This is a genomic window from Lacrimispora brassicae, assembly GCF_054772055.1.
In genome coordinates this window covers 1-17,770 of record NZ_BRYH01000022.1, presented here as the reverse complement: position 1 = coordinate 17,770, position 17,770 = coordinate 1, and the positions used below count along the sequence as shown (strand labels likewise).

Here is a 17,770-nt window from a genome sequence, read left to right as displayed (position 1 = left end):
TGGAGGTGTTTTTATGGAAAAAATGAAATATAAAATTTCATCAAGGGCTACCATTCTTTTGGGAAGAGAAAGTGTCTCAAAAGTTGACGGTGCTGTTATAGAATTGGTTAAGAACACTTACGATGCAGATGCTTCAATATGCTATGTCTGTTTTGATATAGAACATAATTCTATATACATTGTTGATAACGGTATTGGTATGACAAAGGAAACAATCGAAAATTATTGGATGATGATTGGAACCGATAATAAAAAAGAAAATTATAAATCGAGTAAAAATCGCATAAAATCAGGTGAGAAAGGCATCGGTCGTTTTGCGTTAGACAGATTAGGAAGTAAATGTGAAATGTACACTAAAAATCAATTGAGTGAGCATTTAATAATTTGGAAAACTGATTGGACCAACTTTGAACAAAGTGGAAAAACACTTGACGAAATAGAAGCTGATTTTGATTATTTGGACAAAAGCTTTGAGCAATGTATCCCTGACTTCATATTAAATAACATTAAAAAAGTTGAATCGCAGATAATAGAAAGTGATTTTAAAGATAGCACAAATCAATTTTTAATTCCCCTACTAACAGGTACTGTACTTAAAATAAGTGATTTGCGTGACAGTTGGGCTGAAAAAGAAATTAATAATATTATTAATTCAATGGGCTTTCTTTTACCTCCTTCAGAAAACAGTGAATACATTATATGTGTACAAAAAAACGTATCAGATGTAGCAATGATAGTTGAAAATGAAATCACTGAAGAATATGATTATAGATTAACATCGAAGTTCGACGGAAACAATTTTGATATTTCGTTACATCGGAATGAATTTGATTTGAATAAAATCCCTTCTGAACTATTTGATTTTGAGAGATTTAAAAAATATCCATATAGAAAAAGTGACTTTGAAAAAGGAGAGTTTAAGTTTAGATACAGCATATCTGAATTAATGGGGACTAATAATCAAAGTTATATAGACCTTGTGAAAAAAATTGGATGTTTTGATTTTAAGTACACTTTTATGAAATTATCACTTCAAGATGATTCAAAAGAAACATTCTTTTATAAAGAAATAAGCAAAAAGCGTAAGCTTTGGTTAGAGCGTCATGGGGGAATTAAAATATATAGAGACAATTTTTTAGTTAGACCGTATGGAGACCCAGAGGCAGATGCCTTTGATTGGCTAGGAATTGATGCAAGAAGAGCCACCAACCCAGCAGCCATTTCACATCCATCTGAAAACTGGCATGTTAGAAATGCTCAAGGACAGGGAACAGTTTTTATTTCTCGAATTACTAATGACTCCATTTTAGATAAGTCTAGCCGAGAAGGAATTATAGAGAACGAATATTTTAAAATATTCAAAGAAGTGATCGTAAAAATAATCTCGATTTTTGAAAAAGATAGAGCATATGTTGGTCGTACAATGAAAATATATTCTGACATTGTAAACGAAAAGGAAAAGACGAAAAAGCAAGGAAAGGATATAGCAAAAAAGGTATTGGGAGAGGATAAAGGCTCTTCATCTTCAGAACAAGAGGTTAAAGATCAGGTTAAAACTCTTGCAAAAGCTGTTCAATATTTTGAAGAAGAAAGAGAAGAACTGATATCTGAAATCAAGATCTTACGTTCTCTTGCAACAAACGGACTAATAACGACATCTATAGTACATGATCTTAAAGGTATAAATGCGCTTCTTGTAAATAGAGTTGAAAATTTTGAACAAGCAATTAAAATTGGAAACAATATGCTTATAGATCGAAATATAGCCGATTTGCTAAAAAACGATGTATTTTTAAAGTCGTGGATAACTGTAATTACAAATCAAGTCAAAAAGGATAAGCGTACAAGATTAAAGAAAAACCTTTATGAAACTATAGAGGAGATTATTTTAATATTAGAACCAATATTACAACAAAAAAAGATTAGAATCACACTCTCTCATGATTCTAATATTGTTACAAAAAGAATATTTATCTCAGACTTTGAAAGTATTATTTATAATCTTATTATAAATTCAATAGAATCTTTCGAAAAAAGTAAAATTATTGAGAGGTCTATTATTATTTCGCTTGAATCAGCAGAAAATTTCGTGATTCACTATAAAGATAATGGAGATGGTTTAGGCGATATTTTTAAAAATCCATATGATATTTTCAATTATGGTATTACTAGCAAACGTGATGTTAATGGCGATGTAGTAGGAACAGGGTTGGGAATGTATATTGTTGCATCAACAGCTCGTGAATATAATGCCAAATATGAATTAGTGGAATGGAAGTCTAATTTTGCTTTGGATATCTCATTTCCGCTTTGAGGTGATAAGTATGAAACAAAAATTTAAAATAGGTATTTTGGATGACGATTCTAGTAAGGTTACACAGATAATGAGTAAGTTAATATTTGGAATGGCTGATGCTTCACCTGAAAAAAAGCTTAAATATGACAATTTTGAATTTGAACCATATGAAATTAAGGTTCGGTCAGATATACAAAGTATGATAAATGAAGTTTTTGAACAAAAATTAGATTGTATATTAGTTGACTACAAACTTTCGTCTTACGAAATTGTTGATTTTACTGGAATTGAATTTGCAAAATATCTTGAGGATACTTTGTATGATTTTCCTATTTTCATATTAACATCATATGAAGACGATCTTTTCGCTAATGAAATATATAATGCATATCAAGTGTTTGATTTTGATCGTTATTTAAGTGAGCCATCAGAGCGAATTGAATTAAATTTTAAAATAGTTGAGCAAATCCTTAAAAGCATAAAACAAAAAGAGCAGTGGGAATATGAGATTGCTCAATTGCTACCTTTGGCTGGTACTTCTCAAGAAATTGATTCGCGAATTATGGAGCTTGATACAAAATTGGAGAAGTCAATTAACGGAAAATATAGTATACCAGAAAAAGTGAAAAAAGATTTAAGTACTAATAAATTAAATGAATTGCTTGCAAAATTAGATAAAATACTTGATAAGGAGTAGTATCGTGGAGACCCTAAAACAGAAGATACCTACCAGGTCATTTACTGGAGAGATGTGGATAACTAATGTTTCAAATAAAAAAAGATTAGTAGTTGATTTTGAAAAGAAATGTGCATATTGTGATGATCACGATCATTATAGCGGTGGTTTTAATTCATATCATGTAGAGCATTTTGCACCTAAAGAAAGATTTAAACACTTAGAATTTACTTATGATAATTTGCTTTATAGTTGTCCCTACTGTAATATTTCAAAATCTAATAAATGGATTGGTAAAGATGAACATGAAAATATTGTTAAAGATAAAGGTTTTGTAGATCCTTGTTCTAATGAATATAATAAGCATTTAGGAAGAAATAAAGATGGCTCAATAGCCTATATTACTGATGTTGGAAATTATATGTATATTGAATTAAAGCTTTATTTAAAAAGGCATCAATTAATACATAACCTAGAAAAAGTAAGATTTAAAAAAAATCAATTGAAAGCAAAAATTGATGAGATTGCACGAAACGGAAAGGATACACGAGAATTACAAGAGTTTTATCAACAGTTATGCGTGATTTTTTGTGAATATTATGATTTGTTTTTTGAGGAGGATTGTGGTGATTAAAGAGTAAGGGGACTTCCAAGGGCTGATCAGATACATAATGCGCTATAGACAAAGTGTGTTGATTGCGTAAATTTGTGTCCAGAGTAGTTGTTTTAATTAAATAGTTGGCAGATTTATCATCGATACTGATAACATAAAAGCAAAGCATATTCTACGTGAACAAACTCAATATGAGGCTCCGCCAAGGACAAACCACGCTTTGCAGGAATCCGATTCACAGCATCTACACATGTTGAAGTTTATTGTTTAATATCGAAAGTGTAAATTAAGCATAACATGGTCTAGAGATTAATATAAGAACAGGACATCAAAATGTTTTCTAAATATAGGGATCCGGTATAATTCTTAGGCTGTTTCTTTATAGAAAGATTAATGATGTTTTTATTTATAGTAGGTTACAAATTGTGATATTAAGAAGTATAATAAGATGTAAATTTCATATGTACAGAATTTAAAATAACTATAAATTTATTAGATTAAGGAGAAATGGTATGACTAGCACGTTACAAGAGCAAATTGAAGTAGCAGCAAGGACAATAGCAACAGATAGTTATGCGATGTCAATAGGAGAACTTATAAATATGTATAGGGATGGAGAAATAGATATTCATCCTGAGTTTCAGCGAGCATATAGATGGGGGATAGATCAAAAGTCAAAATTAATTGAATCAATATTACTTGGAATACCAATGCCGCCTATTTTTATTTTTCATCGAAGAGATGGAATCTGGGATGTAATAGATGGGCAACAAAGATTATCCACTATTTTTGAATTTGCAGGTATATACATGGATGAAAATAAAAAAGTGTGTCCCAAAATAAAATTAGAAAAAACTAAGTTCTTGTCTGCATTAGAAAATATTGTGTGGGAGGATGAAAACGAAAATGTATATCAATTAACTCAAGCTCAACGATTACTGATTAAGCGAGCGAAAATTGATGTAAAGTTACTCAAATCTACAAGTGATAAGGACGCAAAATATGATTTATTCCAAAGGCTGAATACAGGAGGATCACATTTAACACCACAAGAGATAAGAACCTGTCTAATTATTATGGAAAATAAAATTTTTTATGATGTGTTATCAACAATGAGGGAAAATGTAGATTTTAAAACTTGTTTGCCTCTTACTGATAGAGCGATTAAAGAACAAGAGGATTTAGAATACATAATAAGATTTATTGTAGCAAGACATGGGGATATTAATAATATGCCAAGTAGCCTGCATGAATATTTTGATAATACAATAATAAACCTTATTTCATCAAAAGTATTAGATGTTGAAAGAGAGGTGGAAATATTTGAAAAAACGTTTAGATACATAAATAATATGTTGGGTGAAAATGCATTTAAGAGATATGATATAGAACATGATAAATTTGTGGGATCTATAACATTAAGCGCATACGAGGCTATGGTACCTGAAGTAAGCAAAAAAATCGATTATTATATGTCTGAAGTTGCTCAGAATGAATTTATGGAAAGAGTTAAACTGATGCATGCAAATAAGCAATATGGGCCTTTTTCGGGGAGAAGATCAACTAATAGATTTACAGCTTTACTTAAAGTGGGTCAGGAGGTTTTTTAATTGGCCATAAAAATTAATAGTTTGGAGATGCTTTTAGAGGAATTAGATCAAGATTTACAATGGAGAAAAAAAGAAATATTAGATATAAGGACTCTTATAATAGCAAATAATTATTTGCCATGTTTGTTACGCTCTTGCTTTACATTAGCATGTGCGCATTTCGAAGGATATATAAGATATGCATCAAATGCATATATAGCATATATTGCCGGACAAAAAATAGAATGTCGTAAATTGAAGTTAGAGATAGCGGCTATTTTAATTAGAAAAAAACACTATAATTTATTTTCTAATAACCAACACAAAGTAAAAACTTCAATTGTAAAGAAAGCACTTGAAGAGTATGAAAATATATTATCAAAACAGTTCATTATAAAGTTAAATGATAATGCAGAACCTATAGTTGATGAAGATGAGCCTGCAATACCTACAGAGTCTAATCCTAAACCAGATGTTTTGAAAGAAATTACTCAGATTATAGGGTTAGATTATGAGAATATGTTTGAAGCAAGAGAACCATTTATTGATCGTGAATTGTTAAATCCTAGACATAATATTGTACATGGACGTAGACGAGTGCCTAATTATAATGAAGTTATAGAGGTGACGGACTATGTATTAGAAATTATGGAGGTATATAAGGAAGGGGTCTATTCTTTAGCAGAAAAAGAAGATTACTTAAGGTGATAAATAGTATACTCTTCTCTTATAAGAAAATGTGAGATGTTTCCACTAAGGCCAAACTGCGCCTTACGGGAATCTATTTCACACATTCAACACATACAGAAGTAGTTGTCGAAATTTGTCGCATAAAAGTGTGAGACTTATGATATACCTTTTTTATATAATGTTGTAAAATGATAGTGAAATTTTACTATAAAAGATTTAATATTAACAGGATTAGTATTATTTGTAGATAGGCGTTAAAGACCTTTAATAGCAATGTCGAAGGCTTTTGCCAAAATAAGAAAAAAGGTACCACATATCGAAAGAGTATTGGCTCTCAGATTTTATTGTAAATAATTCTGGGGGTCTGATTTATATCTAGTGGTTGGGAGGTTTAAAATATCTATATCTGAAACTATAAATATTAATACATAAATAGTAAGTGTGAATGTCAACGAAAAAGTGTAAGCGATGAATAACCTACCGTTCCAAATATCTTCGATTTTGTGAAATAATAGAATTAACTTGGAGATGGTCTTATCTAGTTAATTCTCGATTGTACACATTGGATTCGTTTACTACATTTCTTGTGAATTCTACTCTTGACCACTCCAAAATAAATCATGGAGTTGGAGTCAAATGAATATTACGGTGCGGTGAAACCGCTGTTCCGGTAAGGTGGAAACCGCCTGTCCGGAACAGGGAAACCGCAGATACTCTTTTTATGTTACATGCAAGTTTACTCGCTTAAGGACTGATTTAGTCCATATACCTCTCTCATGGATCTGTAATTTCCTGGATCAGTGGGAATGATATTGATCTTATAGGCATCATGTTTGATCCTATCCAGGATTGCTTCCGCCAGAGGGCTTTCATCTCCTCCAAGCTGATCAAACCAGCCACTCTGTTCATACTGTGAGCAGAAGATGGTAGATGATTTACGGCGGCGTCTGTGAAGCAGTTCAAGGATATCATGTTGTTCCGATTCTGTTGGTTTCAAGAGAAGCCATTCATCTATGATGAGAAGAACTGGATTTGCATACCTTGCCTGAACTTTTTTATAAGTCCCATCATTCCGTGACATCTCCAACTCAAGGAGCAGGTCCGGAAGTCGGACATATCTGGTCTTATAGCGCTGCTTGCAGGCTTCCATGCCGAAAGCACAAGCCAGATAAGTCTTCCCACTGCCTGTAGCACCTGTAATAAATAGATTACGGTGTTCAGTGATATATTCGCAGCTGGCCAGTCGCCTGATGAGCTCCCGGTTCAGCTTGCGTCCTGAAGAATAGTTGATATCTTCAATATAAGCTTCAGGCTGGTCGAATACAGCATTCCGGATCAGTCTTTTCAGACTGTTTCCTTTACGGTTACTGTATTCGATATCAACCAGCATGGCAAAGCGGTCCTCGAAGGAAACTTCCTTTATTTTTGCATCGTTCATCTGATTACGGAAAGCATCTGACATAGCTGTCAGCCGCATTTCAATTAATTTATCAATCGTACTTTGGTTTGTCATGATACTTACCTCCTGTAATAGTCTGCACCTCTTGTGAGGGCATGTTTATTCTGTGTGATTTCTGATGTATAAGTAACATTAGATTCTTGTATGAGCTTGTCCTGTCCAGCTGCAAGGATGTTTTTAATGCTCTTGTAGCTTGGCTTGGCTGTATAGCTGAGAGCCTTTTTACAGGCACTTTCCAGCCGGTCAACAGAATACTTGTCTGCCAGCTTTAAAAGCCCCATACAGCTTCGGTAGGATTGTTGCTCCACACGTTGGGAGTTAAGGATTGCATAAACCACAGTGCACGTATTGACACCAATTCGCTCTGCCCACTTACGGAAGCGATCGCCATTCCATTCCAGATATTCCTGATGGTCTTTTGGCATGTGCTTCGTAATTGTGCTGTATTGTCCCTTGCGGCCATGGAGCCGTTGATGGGAGGCAATGCGGTTGTGGTTGTAAAAAACTTCGATCGTTTTATCTGTAACCCGGACATCAACCTTGCGTTTAATGTATTCATATGGAACCGAGTATAGCATTCCATCGCAAGATATGTGATAATTGAATTGAACGGTGACTTGTTTCCATTCCGCCAGTTCATATGGGGTAGCAGGTAAAGGTGCCAGCAATGGCAGTTCTTCGTCGCGGAAGAGTTCATACCGGCTGCCCTCCTTCTTTTGGAATGGCCGATGGCTGAATGCTTCCAACTTTTCTCGAATGGCACAGTTTAATTCTGGCAAAGAGAAGAACTGTTCATCGCGTAATGCTGCAGTAATCCAGGTAGAGATATTCCCTACGGATCCTTCCGCATTTGGTTTATCTTTGGGTGCCCTTACCCGGGCAGGGATGACAGCTGTACCATAGTGTTCCGCCATCTCATGATAAACAGTATTAACACGTTGGTCGTACCAGTTTTTGTTATGAATCACTGCAGTCTTGCAGTTATCTGGTACAAGAATTCTGGCGACACCTCCAAAGTATTCGTACATGTGGATGTGTGCAGTAATCCAGGCAGTCTGTTTCTCATTGATGAATGCTTCAACATATGGATACTGACTGTAAGTCATGACACCAACAAACAGGAAAGCATCTAGAATCTCTCCTGTATCAGGGTCAATGATGCGGGCCGAATCCCCAGCCCAGTCAACTTCAACCTGTTCTCCAGGTTTTCTGCTGATATGCATGGTTGCCCGGCGTTTCTGTTCATCCTGTTGGATGTGGTAACAGAATTGAGAATACATGAGTGGAATATCGCCAGAAAGTCGGCAGGCCTCCAGGTATTCTGTCCACAAAAGCTTTTTGTTGACTCCATTACGGAGCAGCTCTTTGCGAATGTGGTCATAGTCTGGCGTTCGCTTCTTCGAAGTATCAGCTGTTTTCTTTGTATCTGGAAAAAGCTGATTTGCCAAGACGACGTCAGTCAGGTTTTCTGAAAGTGGCCATTCAAGATGTTTTTCTCTGGCTGCTTTGAGAACCTTGTTGACAGTTTTCTTTGAAACACTGCAACTTAATGCAATGTTTGTCTGACTGAGATTCAGACTTGCGAGTCTGAGTATCTCACGATACTTGGTCATAGTGTGACCTCCTTATACTGTATTTACGTCATTGACGCATAAATACAGTATAAGGGAACTATAGCTACGGTTTCCAACTCCGGAACAGCGGTTTCCTATAAAACGGAATGGCGGTTTCCTGAGACCGGACAGATGGGGCATTTTGCCCCGGAATACTCAGTCAAATGCTACAAAATCATAGACAACCACGACGTACCGATCAGGATTGGATGAATCTGATTCAGGAATGCCGCACTAGCGGCTTAAGTGACAAAGATTGGTGTGAGCAACATTCTGTTCCAATCAGTACGTTTTATACCAAAATCTCAAGGCTGCGAAAAAAAGCCTGTGGTATACCAACTGTTCAGAGCCATGTGGTTTCTAATCCGCAGCAGGTAGTTCCACTTGAAATAATAGATGAACAGCCTCTTGCTTGTGAGAATCAGGCAGATATAGGAGCAATGCCGCATGTTCCGGCTGTAGTTCTAAACATCCATGGATGCAGCATTGAAATAGCAAACCATGCAGCAAAAGAAACCATTATAAATATACTTTCTGCGCTGCAACAGCTGTGTTAGGTGAGCTATCCGGAGTTGCCAAAATCTACATCATAACTGGCAGGACCGATATGAGACGCAGCATTGATGGTCTCATGGCAATCATCCGGGATACCTATGAAATGGATCCTTATGGAAATGCGCTGTATCTTTTCTGTGGAAGAAAAAAGAATACCATAAAAGCACTTCATTTTGACAAAGATGGCTTTGTCCTATATCTAAAAAGGCTGGATAATGGCCGATTCCAATGGCCAAGGGATGCATCGGAAGTACGCCCACTTTCACGCCAGGAATTCCGCTGGCTCATGGAGGGACTCTCGATTGAGCAGCCAAAAGCAATCAAGCCTGTTATAAAGAAAAAGGACTTTTGATTTTGTGCAAAATAGAGAATCTTAAAAAACTTTTTTTGATTCAAAATGCTCTGCGTCGATAGTTATTCACATATTTACGAAGAATGAAAAAGTTGTCTGCGGATAACCCATAAAGGATTCTTATTGTAGTGGATAACTCTCAAAAACGTTCTAAAAACGGTAGTTTTTCTATGCTTTTCTGTGATTTTAGGTTTCGTCATTTTAACATTACTATACCAGTGGACTGTTTGCATTTTTACCTGAAATTCTTTATGATAGATGGTAAGAAATCACCTTGAAAGGAGCGGGCAAATGTCACCAGATTATGACGAACAAATCAAACTTTTAAACCGTATAATTGATCAGCAGTCTGCCCGCATCAGCGAGCAGGATACTACCATAAAGGAACTCCGCACACTGGTAATTGAGTTACGCTCCCTTAAGGAGAATCTGGAAGGAACCCTTGAAGAGTTCCGCAGACAGTTGTTCGGAACAAAGAGTGAAAAAACTCACATCAAAGAAGAAGAGTCTTCTGATCCAGCAACTGCAGATACTCCTGCCATTATAACAAAAGTTAAGGAACATACACGAGCCCGCAAGAAGAAAGCTACAAGAGAAGAATTGTATGCAGATATCCCAATCAGGGATGTCATTTGTCCTGTTGCAGAGGAAGACCGTCTTTGTGGTTACTGTGATGCCCAGATGCAGTTGCTGTGCTACAAGGAAGTAAGAACAGAACTTCGAATTACACCTGCGAAAGTGGAACGGATCCGATATCTTCAGGAAGTTCTCATCTGTCCGGAATGTAGAAAGGATGGAGATGGAACGATTGCCCAGGCAAAAACACCTGCCCCACTGTTACCTCACAGTCCGGCATCGCCATCAACGGTTGCATATGTTATGTTTCATAAGAGTTTTGTCAATACTCCGTATTACCGTCAGGAAGCATGTATGCTCCAGCTTGGTCTGCAGCTGCCAAGGGAAACCATGGCAAACTGGTATATCCGTGGTGCACTGGATTATTTCCGACCAATCTATGAGCGGATGCATGAACTTTTAATTCAAAGAGAAATCATTCATGCAGATGAAACGACATGTCAGGTGCTTCATGAAGAAGGAAAAACGCCCGAATCGAAATCCTATATGTGGATATATCTAAGTGGCAGTGATGGTCTTACACCAATCGTGCTGTATGATTACCAGTCAGGACGAAGTGGAGATTTTCCTAAAAACTTCCTGGAAGGATTCTCTGGTATGATCCAGTGTGATGGGTACAGTGGTTACAATAAAGTGGAGGATGTAATTCTTGTCTGCTGCGTTGCCCACTGCCGTAGAAAGTTCTTCGAAGCTATTCCGGTACAAAGACGCCGGGATCTGAAGCTTCTGGATGTAAATTCAGAAGAAACAATTAAAAAAATAGAACTTCCATCATCTGAGGAAAGAGAACACATGATTCCTGCAGAGGTTGGACTTATTTATTGCAACCAGCTCTTTTTCATAGAAAAAGGGCTAAAAGGAATGGATCCAGAGGAACGCAAACATAAGCGTCAAGAACTTGAAGTTCCCGTATGGGATTCTTTCTGGACCTGGATTGATACGCTGGATCCGCTCGGTGGAAGCAAACTTGCCAAAGCTGAATATTACGCGATACGGATACCATCAATACGCTTTATGATACCGATTGTCTGCGACAGGATACCACTTCTTATATGAGCATGCAGCACACATAAAAATACCGCCGATATGCGCAATGATGCCGCCAAGTAGTAGAATGATTTCAAGACATAAATGTCTTAATTCTACGAAAGGAGGCCTATACTATGGCCAATAAAATCAATGTGCGGCTCATCCTTGAGCTGCATGCCGGCGGCTTGTCGCAAAATCAGATTGCTAAGACCCGGCATTTATCAAAAACTTCTGTCAGCACGGTACTTCGAATTGCGACAGAGAAAGGAGTCACCCTTCAAGGTGTCAGCACTTTGGCTGACGATGAATTGTATCATTTGTTCTTTCCAGACAAGTTTCAAACGGAGCGACTATACCAGCTGCCCGATTATGATTACGTCCACTCAGAACTGAAAAGAGTCGGCGTCACATTAAAACTGTTATGGCAGGAATACACGGATCAATGCCATGCTGATGGAAAGTTTGCTGTCGGGTATACAAAGTTCTGTGACGATTATGGAGCCTACGTTTCTTCCAAGGCTCTGACGAACCATCTGCAGCATAAACCAGGATACCGCTGCGAAGTGGACTGGAGCGGACCTACCATGAAGCTGGTCAATTCTCATACAGGTGAGATTACCACAGTCTATCTCTTTGTAGCCTGCCTGCCCTACAGTCAGCCTGCATATGTGGAGCCGACTTTTGACATGAAGATGGATACCTGGCTTCGATGCCATGTCCACATGTATGCATTCTTTCAGGGTGTTCCAGTCTGCACCATTTGTGATAATCTCAAAACCGGCGTTGTAAAGCATCCCAAAGAAGGAGAAATTATCCTTACAGATGCATACGAAGCACTGGGTGGGCATTATGTAACAGCAATCATGCCAACCGGTGTAAGAAAGCCAAAGCAGAAGGCCTCTGTAGAAGGTACCGTAGGTAAGATTGCAACAGCTATCATTGCAAAACTCAGGAATCAGATATTTCATGACTTCATCTCATTGCAAAAAGCAGTAAAAAAAGCACTTGCAGATTTCAATAATGCTCCTTTTGAAAAGCGAAAATACAGTAGAACCGAAGTCTTTCTGGAAGAAAAGAAATACCTGCACAGTCTACCGAAGATTTCTTATGAGATTGCCTCCTGGGAACGGGACCGCAAGGTTTATCCAAACTGTCACATATGCCTCAAAAAGAACTTTTATTCTGTTCCGTCATTATACAGAGGACGTACTGTTGATATCAAGTATACGGATACGACGATTGAAGTATACTGCAACAACCAGCGTATTTCATCTCATGCAAAGTTTCCAGATTATGTCGAAAACCAGTATGATACATTTGATACGGACATGCCGAATGAATTCAACCAACCACAGATGAATGATGAAAGAATGCTTTCCTGGGCATCCACAATCGGAGACAATACCCTGGAAGTCATCCAGCGTATATTCCGAAGCGTCACCATAAAAGAACAGGGCTATAACGCTGCACTCTCTGTATTGAAACTGAGTAAGAATTATTCAAATGACCGATTTGAATCTGCCTGCCATTTCGCCTTAAAGAACACCGCTTCGCCCCGTTACAGATATCTTAAAGCGATTCTGAGCAATAATCAAGACATTGTGATGCAGAACAAGCAGACTGTTGGCTTACAGAAGCCATCTTCTACAAACAATGAGGGGGCTTATGTGCGCGGTTCAGATTATTACGGAGGTGGGCACAGTGATAAATGATGAAACCAAACGTAAGCTGCGTGAACTAAATCTGAGGGAGCTGATTGACGCTCTGGAAGATCAGGAGGTACAGGGGTCATCTTACGAGGCAATGACATTCGATGAGAGAATTAACATCGCAATTGATTCGTTGTACTGCCGAAAGAATGCTACCAGAGCGAAACGCCTTCTGAAATATGCCAAACTGAGATATCCTAATGCGGATGTCAACACGATCTTTTATGAAGGGCGTGGGATTGACCGTAATCAAGTTCTTGAACTTGCAACCGGCAAATATTTTATCACATGCCGGAACATCATCATCAACGGATTTACTGGATCTGGTAAGACACATCTGGCGTGTGCTCTTGGAAAAGAAGCATGTCGGCATCTGTATCGAACTCGGTATATGAGGCTCCCAGAGATGCTTGAAAAATTTAATCTTGCTGAGCAGGAAGGTAGTGGAATCAGCCGGGTTGTAACAAAAATCGCCAACTATCACCTCTTGATCATAGATGAATGGCTCATGGATATTCCCTCTGAAAAAGAGGTGAATTACCTTCTGGAAATATTTGAAAAACGATATGATCAATGGCCAACCATCTTTTATACGCAGTACAAACAGACCGAATGGCATCCTCGTCTTGGGGGTGGCGTGGTAGCTGATGCCATTATGGATAGAATCATTCACAATGCAACAATTATCAATACCGGTAATTACAATATGAGAGAATTTCTAGCAAGCCATCCACTGTAATAGTCTTTTAAGATACCGCCCTTAACCGGGCGGTATCTACAAGCGAATTGCTGGTATCATTCAAGCGTATCACCGGTATCAAAAAAGACGACCTGCGGTCTTTATGCCGCGTAATAATCACCAAAGCCATCACTTATGCTAAAAACCATCAGAAAACTTTATGTAATTATCTGCTGGATGGACGATGTGAGTTATCGAACAATGCAGCGGAACGGCGTGCCAAATCGTATGCAATCGGACGTAAGAATTTTCTGTTCATAACTCGGTACCAGGAGCAGATGCCAGTGCCATTGTATACAGCATGATTGAAACTGCAAAAGCAAACCAGATCAATGTGTTCCAATATCTCTACACAGTATTGTTATATATGCCGGACTATAAAAATGAGCCCAAAGGGATAGAAATGCTACTGCCATGGAGTGATTTTATAAAAGAACGCTGCTCAGGTCTGATCGATACAGAAACGGTAACCCCAGAAAACCGGGGAGCATTGCCTATATAAGTTATTTTAATTGGAATAAGGTTAAATGGTAAACGGTAGGTTGTTCATCGCTTACCAGAGATTTACAAAGGGGGACTGGACGCTTTTCAAAAATAAAATTGCTGATTGGCAGGAAGCCTATATGAATAAGCTCAGTAAGGAATATATAGAATTACTAAGTGAAGATGCAAAGCCATCAGAAAAGTTTTGGAGGCTGGACAAGAGAATAAAGGCAGATAGGAAGAAAACTGGTGTTCAACTAGAAATGAGCCGGTCGAACCTTATTTATAACATTGTTTCACTTATAAATGACGGTGCAATTAGCTTTCAGGATCTTGCAGAGTTCAGTGATGAGCTGAAGGAAACTGTAAGCGCCTTTGTTAAGAGGTAGTTTGGAGTATACGGAGTTTTGAATGATTGACACTCATGAAATGCTCTATTGGAACAATCAATGGTATACGGTCTGGATTTTGCCATCTTCAAAGCGAAATCAGAAGTTTTCGGGCTGAACGGATTTTGCGGACAGCGGTCGCAGATGATAGAAATTCGTAGGTTTTTAAAGATAAATGCAAAAGAGTTGGAATGATGGAAGGGAAAAAAATGAATAATGAGCGCATGAAGTTGCCTAAATTTCTCAAAGAAGTGGATGCACTTTCAAAGAATTTAAGCCATGAAAATATGGAAATGCTGATCCACGAGATAGCAAGAACGTGGCCTGAAAATAGAAGAAACAATTTGCTGCAATTGATGAGATCTTATGAAAATATATCAGAGAGCGAATCCTGCCAGAAGTGCATTGATGATGGAATATCTCAAATAATACTTAGCATAGAAAGCATTAAAGAGAGATTAACACAAATCAACTCTGCAGGTCGTCTTTTAGAAAGTGAATATAATGAAGAGTGGGATGACTGGTACAATAGTGATGTAGATGAGGTTCTCTTCTCTGACCCAAAGGGAATTTTAAAGGATATTAATGAAGCAATGGAATTAATTCATGCCTGCGTTGATAGGGAGTTATATAAAGAGGGATATGAGCTTTCAGAAATTCTATCTGTATTGGAGGTTTCTTCGGAAGGGGATTATTGCGATTATAATGGCTCCCCTTTATATATGTATGAGTTAGATCAATATAATTTATTAGGGCATGCGTATATTCCGTTTGTAAAGGAATGTTTATATCTTACCTATATGGGAAACCAGCTTGAAGACAGAGCAGATGAAATATATTGCATGATGGGAAATTTTAGGTGTAATGATGTGAAGCTTGAGGAGGTCATGCAATCTGGAAATGATGAACTACCACAGTTTGATGCCTTTCTACCGATGTGGATAGGATACCTTGGTACACAAAAAAGTAAATCAGCGGACAAATTATTAAGAGAAGCTCAATCCATGATTCAGGATGAAAGCTGTCTATTGGAAAATGCAAGAAAATATGTGACGGAGCATCCTTCCTTGTATCAGCAGTTTTTAGAGATAAAACTAAATTCTGATGAAAGTGATAGCATGTTTCAAATTGGGATAGAAGCAATGGAGAAAATCCCATCTTCTTATCTAATCAGGAGCGAAATAGCACTTCTTACAGCAGAGTATGCAGTGAAATTGAATGATCATGAGAAGATGGAAAAATGCTGGATTGAAGCATTTCGTTCTGAAACTACAGTGGTTAACTATATGCGAATAAGAATCTGCTCTAATAATTGGAAACAATGGGAACAGGAACTTAAATTTATTATAGAACAGACTTATCAGAAAACGAAAAATCGAGAAAAAAGTCTTTCTTACGACATGAATGCCAAGAGGGAAAATTATCTTTATCAAGAGGGCTATTGTACTATGCTGTTTTTTGAAGAACAGTTTGAAAGGATGTATTCGGTGGGTATGCATGAAAAGAATGCCCTTGGTTGGTCATCAACGTTTATGAAGCAGGGACTGGCATTTATGTTTTTGCTTCTGTTTCAAGGAGAAAAATTTCCGGAAGGTATGAAGGCAATGCAAAGCAGGGCAAAGTCTGTCTGCGAAATATCCGCTGATAAGTTTTATCGGGGAACGGAAATTAATTCTAAACTATCGGATAATGAATTGTTTTCACAGCTTTTCAATTCATGGAAGAATGAAGTACAACTAACAATAGAAGAATCAAAGAAATGGTTAGGGAAAATTGAAAAATGGATTGCCGGCAGAGTGACTGGGATTATGGAAGGAAATCATAGAAACTATTATGGGGAGTGTGCTTCCTTTATCGCTGCATTTGGAGAAGTACAGGAGTCTCTTGGTATTCCTGATGCTAAGGCGCATATTATGGAGAAATATAGAAATGAGTATTCCAGACTAAGTGCGTTCCGCAAGGAATTGGTGATATATGGAATGAAAAAATAGATGAATCCATGATATTAAAAAACAGCGGATGGGATATGGGAGTAAACATACTCCATCGATACAAAAGGAGATTATATGAAACTATTTCAAAAGACAGCAGAAAAATTAGAAAAGGAATATCAACTCTTCTTGGATTATCTTGAGCTAAATGAAGTACAACTGTCAAAGCGTACAGGTCATATTGGGAAAAAGGATTGCTTTGCATTGAATGGCTTGTTTGATATAGTTCAGGAGAAATACCTGACATATGGAAGAACATAGGATTATTATACAGTAATTGATTTCTTTTATTTTTTTTCGATACGTGCCGGTATTCTTAAGATTGTGAGCAAGAAAGGGAAAGGTATGACCGTTCAAAAGGGTCAAAGATATTCAATATTTTTCCATATGTCGGCTATGGAACGGTATATTCTTATGATGGCGATATGGCTTGGGGAGTATCAGCAGGCACTGGGGGATTTTCGTTCGTCATTTATGAGAGACGGAATATTTGAGGTGATTAGAGGAGCAAGGGAAGAGGAAGCACTACAGGATCCGTTCAGAGGAAGGATAGTGTCACCCTGGGGAAGCTATTATATTCCGGAGATTCGCCTTTTTGCATTATTCCAATTGCTTCGTATTCAATGGTTGGAGGATAAAGAAGAGAATAAAGATAATAAGTTTCGAATTAAGACACCTGTGAATGTCAACGAAAAAGTTTACCACTCGCTGACGAATTTGTTTACCACCTCGCTAACTAAATAGTTTGCCACTTATCAGATATTTGCTAATGAATTTGTTTACCATTAGCGCTAGTGAAAAAGTTTACCACTTGCTATCGAATTTGTTTACCACTTTGTTTCTTAATATAGGGAAGCACAAATGTACTTCCCCTATGTTGTTACCATCCACAGAATTCAGGAAATTCGATTCCATGATTTCTGAGAAGTTCTTCCAGAGTATCTGCATGTG

18 protein-coding genes are annotated in these 17,770 nt (G+C 37.4%); 16 read left to right on the top strand and 2 right to left on the bottom strand.

Going from position 1 to position 17,770, the window contains the following annotated elements; genetic code table 11:
• Positions 1-13 precede the first annotated feature (13 nt).
• From ACYVD3_RS10275 to ACYVD3_RS10255, 5 genes are all read left to right on the top strand, one after another.
• On the top strand, positions 14-2,314 hold the full coding sequence (locus tag ACYVD3_RS10275; RefSeq protein ID WP_460642420.1) for an ATP-binding protein: 2,301 nt from the start codon (positions 14-16) through the stop codon (positions 2,312-2,314).
• Between the two features lie 10 nt (positions 2,315-2,324).
• Positions 2,325-2,993: a response regulator gene (locus ACYVD3_RS10270; protein WP_460642419.1), complete on the top strand. Its 669-nt coding sequence runs from the start codon at positions 2,325-2,327 to the stop codon at positions 2,991-2,993.
• A 4-nt stretch (positions 2,994-2,997) separates the two neighbouring features.
• The gene (locus ACYVD3_RS10265; RefSeq protein ID WP_460642418.1) at positions 2,998-3,606 is read left to right on the top strand and encodes an HNH endonuclease; all 609 of its coding nucleotides are present in this window, start codon (positions 2,998-3,000) and stop codon (positions 3,604-3,606) included.
• A gap of 491 nt (positions 3,607-4,097) precedes the next feature.
• Positions 4,098-5,195, top strand: coding sequence for a GmrSD restriction endonuclease domain-containing protein (locus ACYVD3_RS10260; RefSeq protein WP_460642417.1), 1,098 nt, complete (start codon positions 4,098-4,100; stop codon positions 5,193-5,195).
• Positions 5,196-5,882, top strand: a complete 687-nt coding sequence (locus ACYVD3_RS10255; RefSeq protein ID WP_460642416.1) for an MAE_28990/MAE_18760 family HEPN-like nuclease — start codon at positions 5,196-5,198, stop codon at positions 5,880-5,882.
• 718 nt (positions 5,883-6,600) lie between these two features.
• Here ACYVD3_RS10255 and istB read toward each other — a convergent pair.
• Positions 6,601-7,377 carry an IS21-like element helper ATPase IstB gene (istB, locus tag ACYVD3_RS10250; RefSeq protein WP_460642415.1) on the bottom strand — a complete coding sequence of 259 codons (777 nt, stop codon included), beginning with the start codon at positions 7,375-7,377 and terminating at the stop codon, positions 6,601-6,603.
• A 5-nt stretch (positions 7,378-7,382) separates the two neighbouring features.
• On the bottom strand, positions 7,383-8,936 hold the full coding sequence (gene istA / locus ACYVD3_RS10245; protein WP_460642414.1) for an IS21 family transposase: 1,554 nt from the start codon (positions 8,934-8,936) through the stop codon (positions 7,383-7,385).
• Between the two features lie 209 nt (positions 8,937-9,145).
• Here istA (ACYVD3_RS10245) and tnpA point away from each other — a divergent pair, with 209 nt between their 5' ends.
• The 11 genes from tnpA (at position 9,146) to ACYVD3_RS10190 (ending at position 17,563) form a co-directional block, all read left to right on the top strand.
• Positions 9,146-9,493 carry an IS66 family insertion sequence element accessory protein TnpA gene (gene tnpA, locus ACYVD3_RS10240; RefSeq protein ID WP_460642413.1) on the top strand — a complete coding sequence of 116 codons (348 nt, stop codon included), beginning with the start codon at positions 9,146-9,148 and terminating at the stop codon, positions 9,491-9,493.
• Positions 9,487-9,843 (top strand): IS66 family insertion sequence element accessory protein TnpB, encoded by a 357-nt coding sequence (gene tnpB, locus ACYVD3_RS10235; protein ID WP_460642412.1) that lies wholly within the window; start codon positions 9,487-9,489, stop codon positions 9,841-9,843. Before tnpA ends, tnpB begins: the two co-directional genes overlap by 7 nt.
• A 291-nt stretch (positions 9,844-10,134) precedes the next feature.
• The gene (tnpC, locus tag ACYVD3_RS10230; protein ID WP_460642411.1) at positions 10,135-11,535 is read left to right on the top strand and encodes an IS66 family transposase; all 1,401 of its coding nucleotides are present in this window, start codon (positions 10,135-10,137) and stop codon (positions 11,533-11,535) included.
• A gap of 107 nt (positions 11,536-11,642) precedes the next feature.
• Complete coding sequence (gene istA, locus ACYVD3_RS10225; RefSeq protein WP_460642410.1) at positions 11,643-13,220, top strand: IS21 family transposase; 1,578 nt, start codon at positions 11,643-11,645, stop codon at positions 13,218-13,220.
• Entirely contained in the window at positions 13,210-13,956 is a 747-nt protein-coding gene (locus tag ACYVD3_RS10220) for an ATP-binding protein (RefSeq protein ID WP_460642409.1), read from the top strand. Before istA (ACYVD3_RS10225) ends, ACYVD3_RS10220 begins: the two co-directional genes overlap by 11 nt.
• 47 nt (positions 13,957-14,003) lie before the next feature.
• Complete coding sequence (locus ACYVD3_RS10215; protein ID WP_460642408.1) at positions 14,004-14,261, top strand: IS66 family transposase; 258 nt, start codon at positions 14,004-14,006, stop codon at positions 14,259-14,261.
• Positions 14,258-14,458 (top strand): transposase domain-containing protein, encoded by a 201-nt coding sequence (locus tag ACYVD3_RS10210; RefSeq protein WP_460642407.1) that lies wholly within the window; start codon positions 14,258-14,260, stop codon positions 14,456-14,458. Before ACYVD3_RS10215 ends, ACYVD3_RS10210 begins: the two co-directional genes overlap by 4 nt.
• A 25-nt stretch (positions 14,459-14,483) precedes the next feature.
• Positions 14,484-14,828 (top strand): multidrug transporter, encoded by a 345-nt coding sequence (locus ACYVD3_RS10205; protein WP_460642406.1) that lies wholly within the window; start codon positions 14,484-14,486, stop codon positions 14,826-14,828.
• Positions 14,829-15,019: 191 nt separating this feature from the next.
• A complete protein-coding gene (locus ACYVD3_RS10200; RefSeq protein WP_460642405.1) occupies positions 15,020-16,819 on the top strand; it encodes a hypothetical protein in 1,800 nt (599 codons plus the stop codon).
• Between the two features lie 75 nt (positions 16,820-16,894).
• Positions 16,895-17,080 carry a hypothetical protein gene (locus tag ACYVD3_RS10195; RefSeq protein ID WP_460642404.1) on the top strand — a complete coding sequence of 62 codons (186 nt, stop codon included), beginning with the start codon at positions 16,895-16,897 and terminating at the stop codon, positions 17,078-17,080.
• Between the two features lie 84 nt (positions 17,081-17,164).
• A complete protein-coding gene (locus tag ACYVD3_RS10190) occupies positions 17,165-17,563 on the top strand; it encodes a hypothetical protein (RefSeq protein ID WP_460642403.1) in 399 nt (132 codons plus the stop codon).
• Positions 17,564-17,770 lie beyond the last annotated feature (207 nt).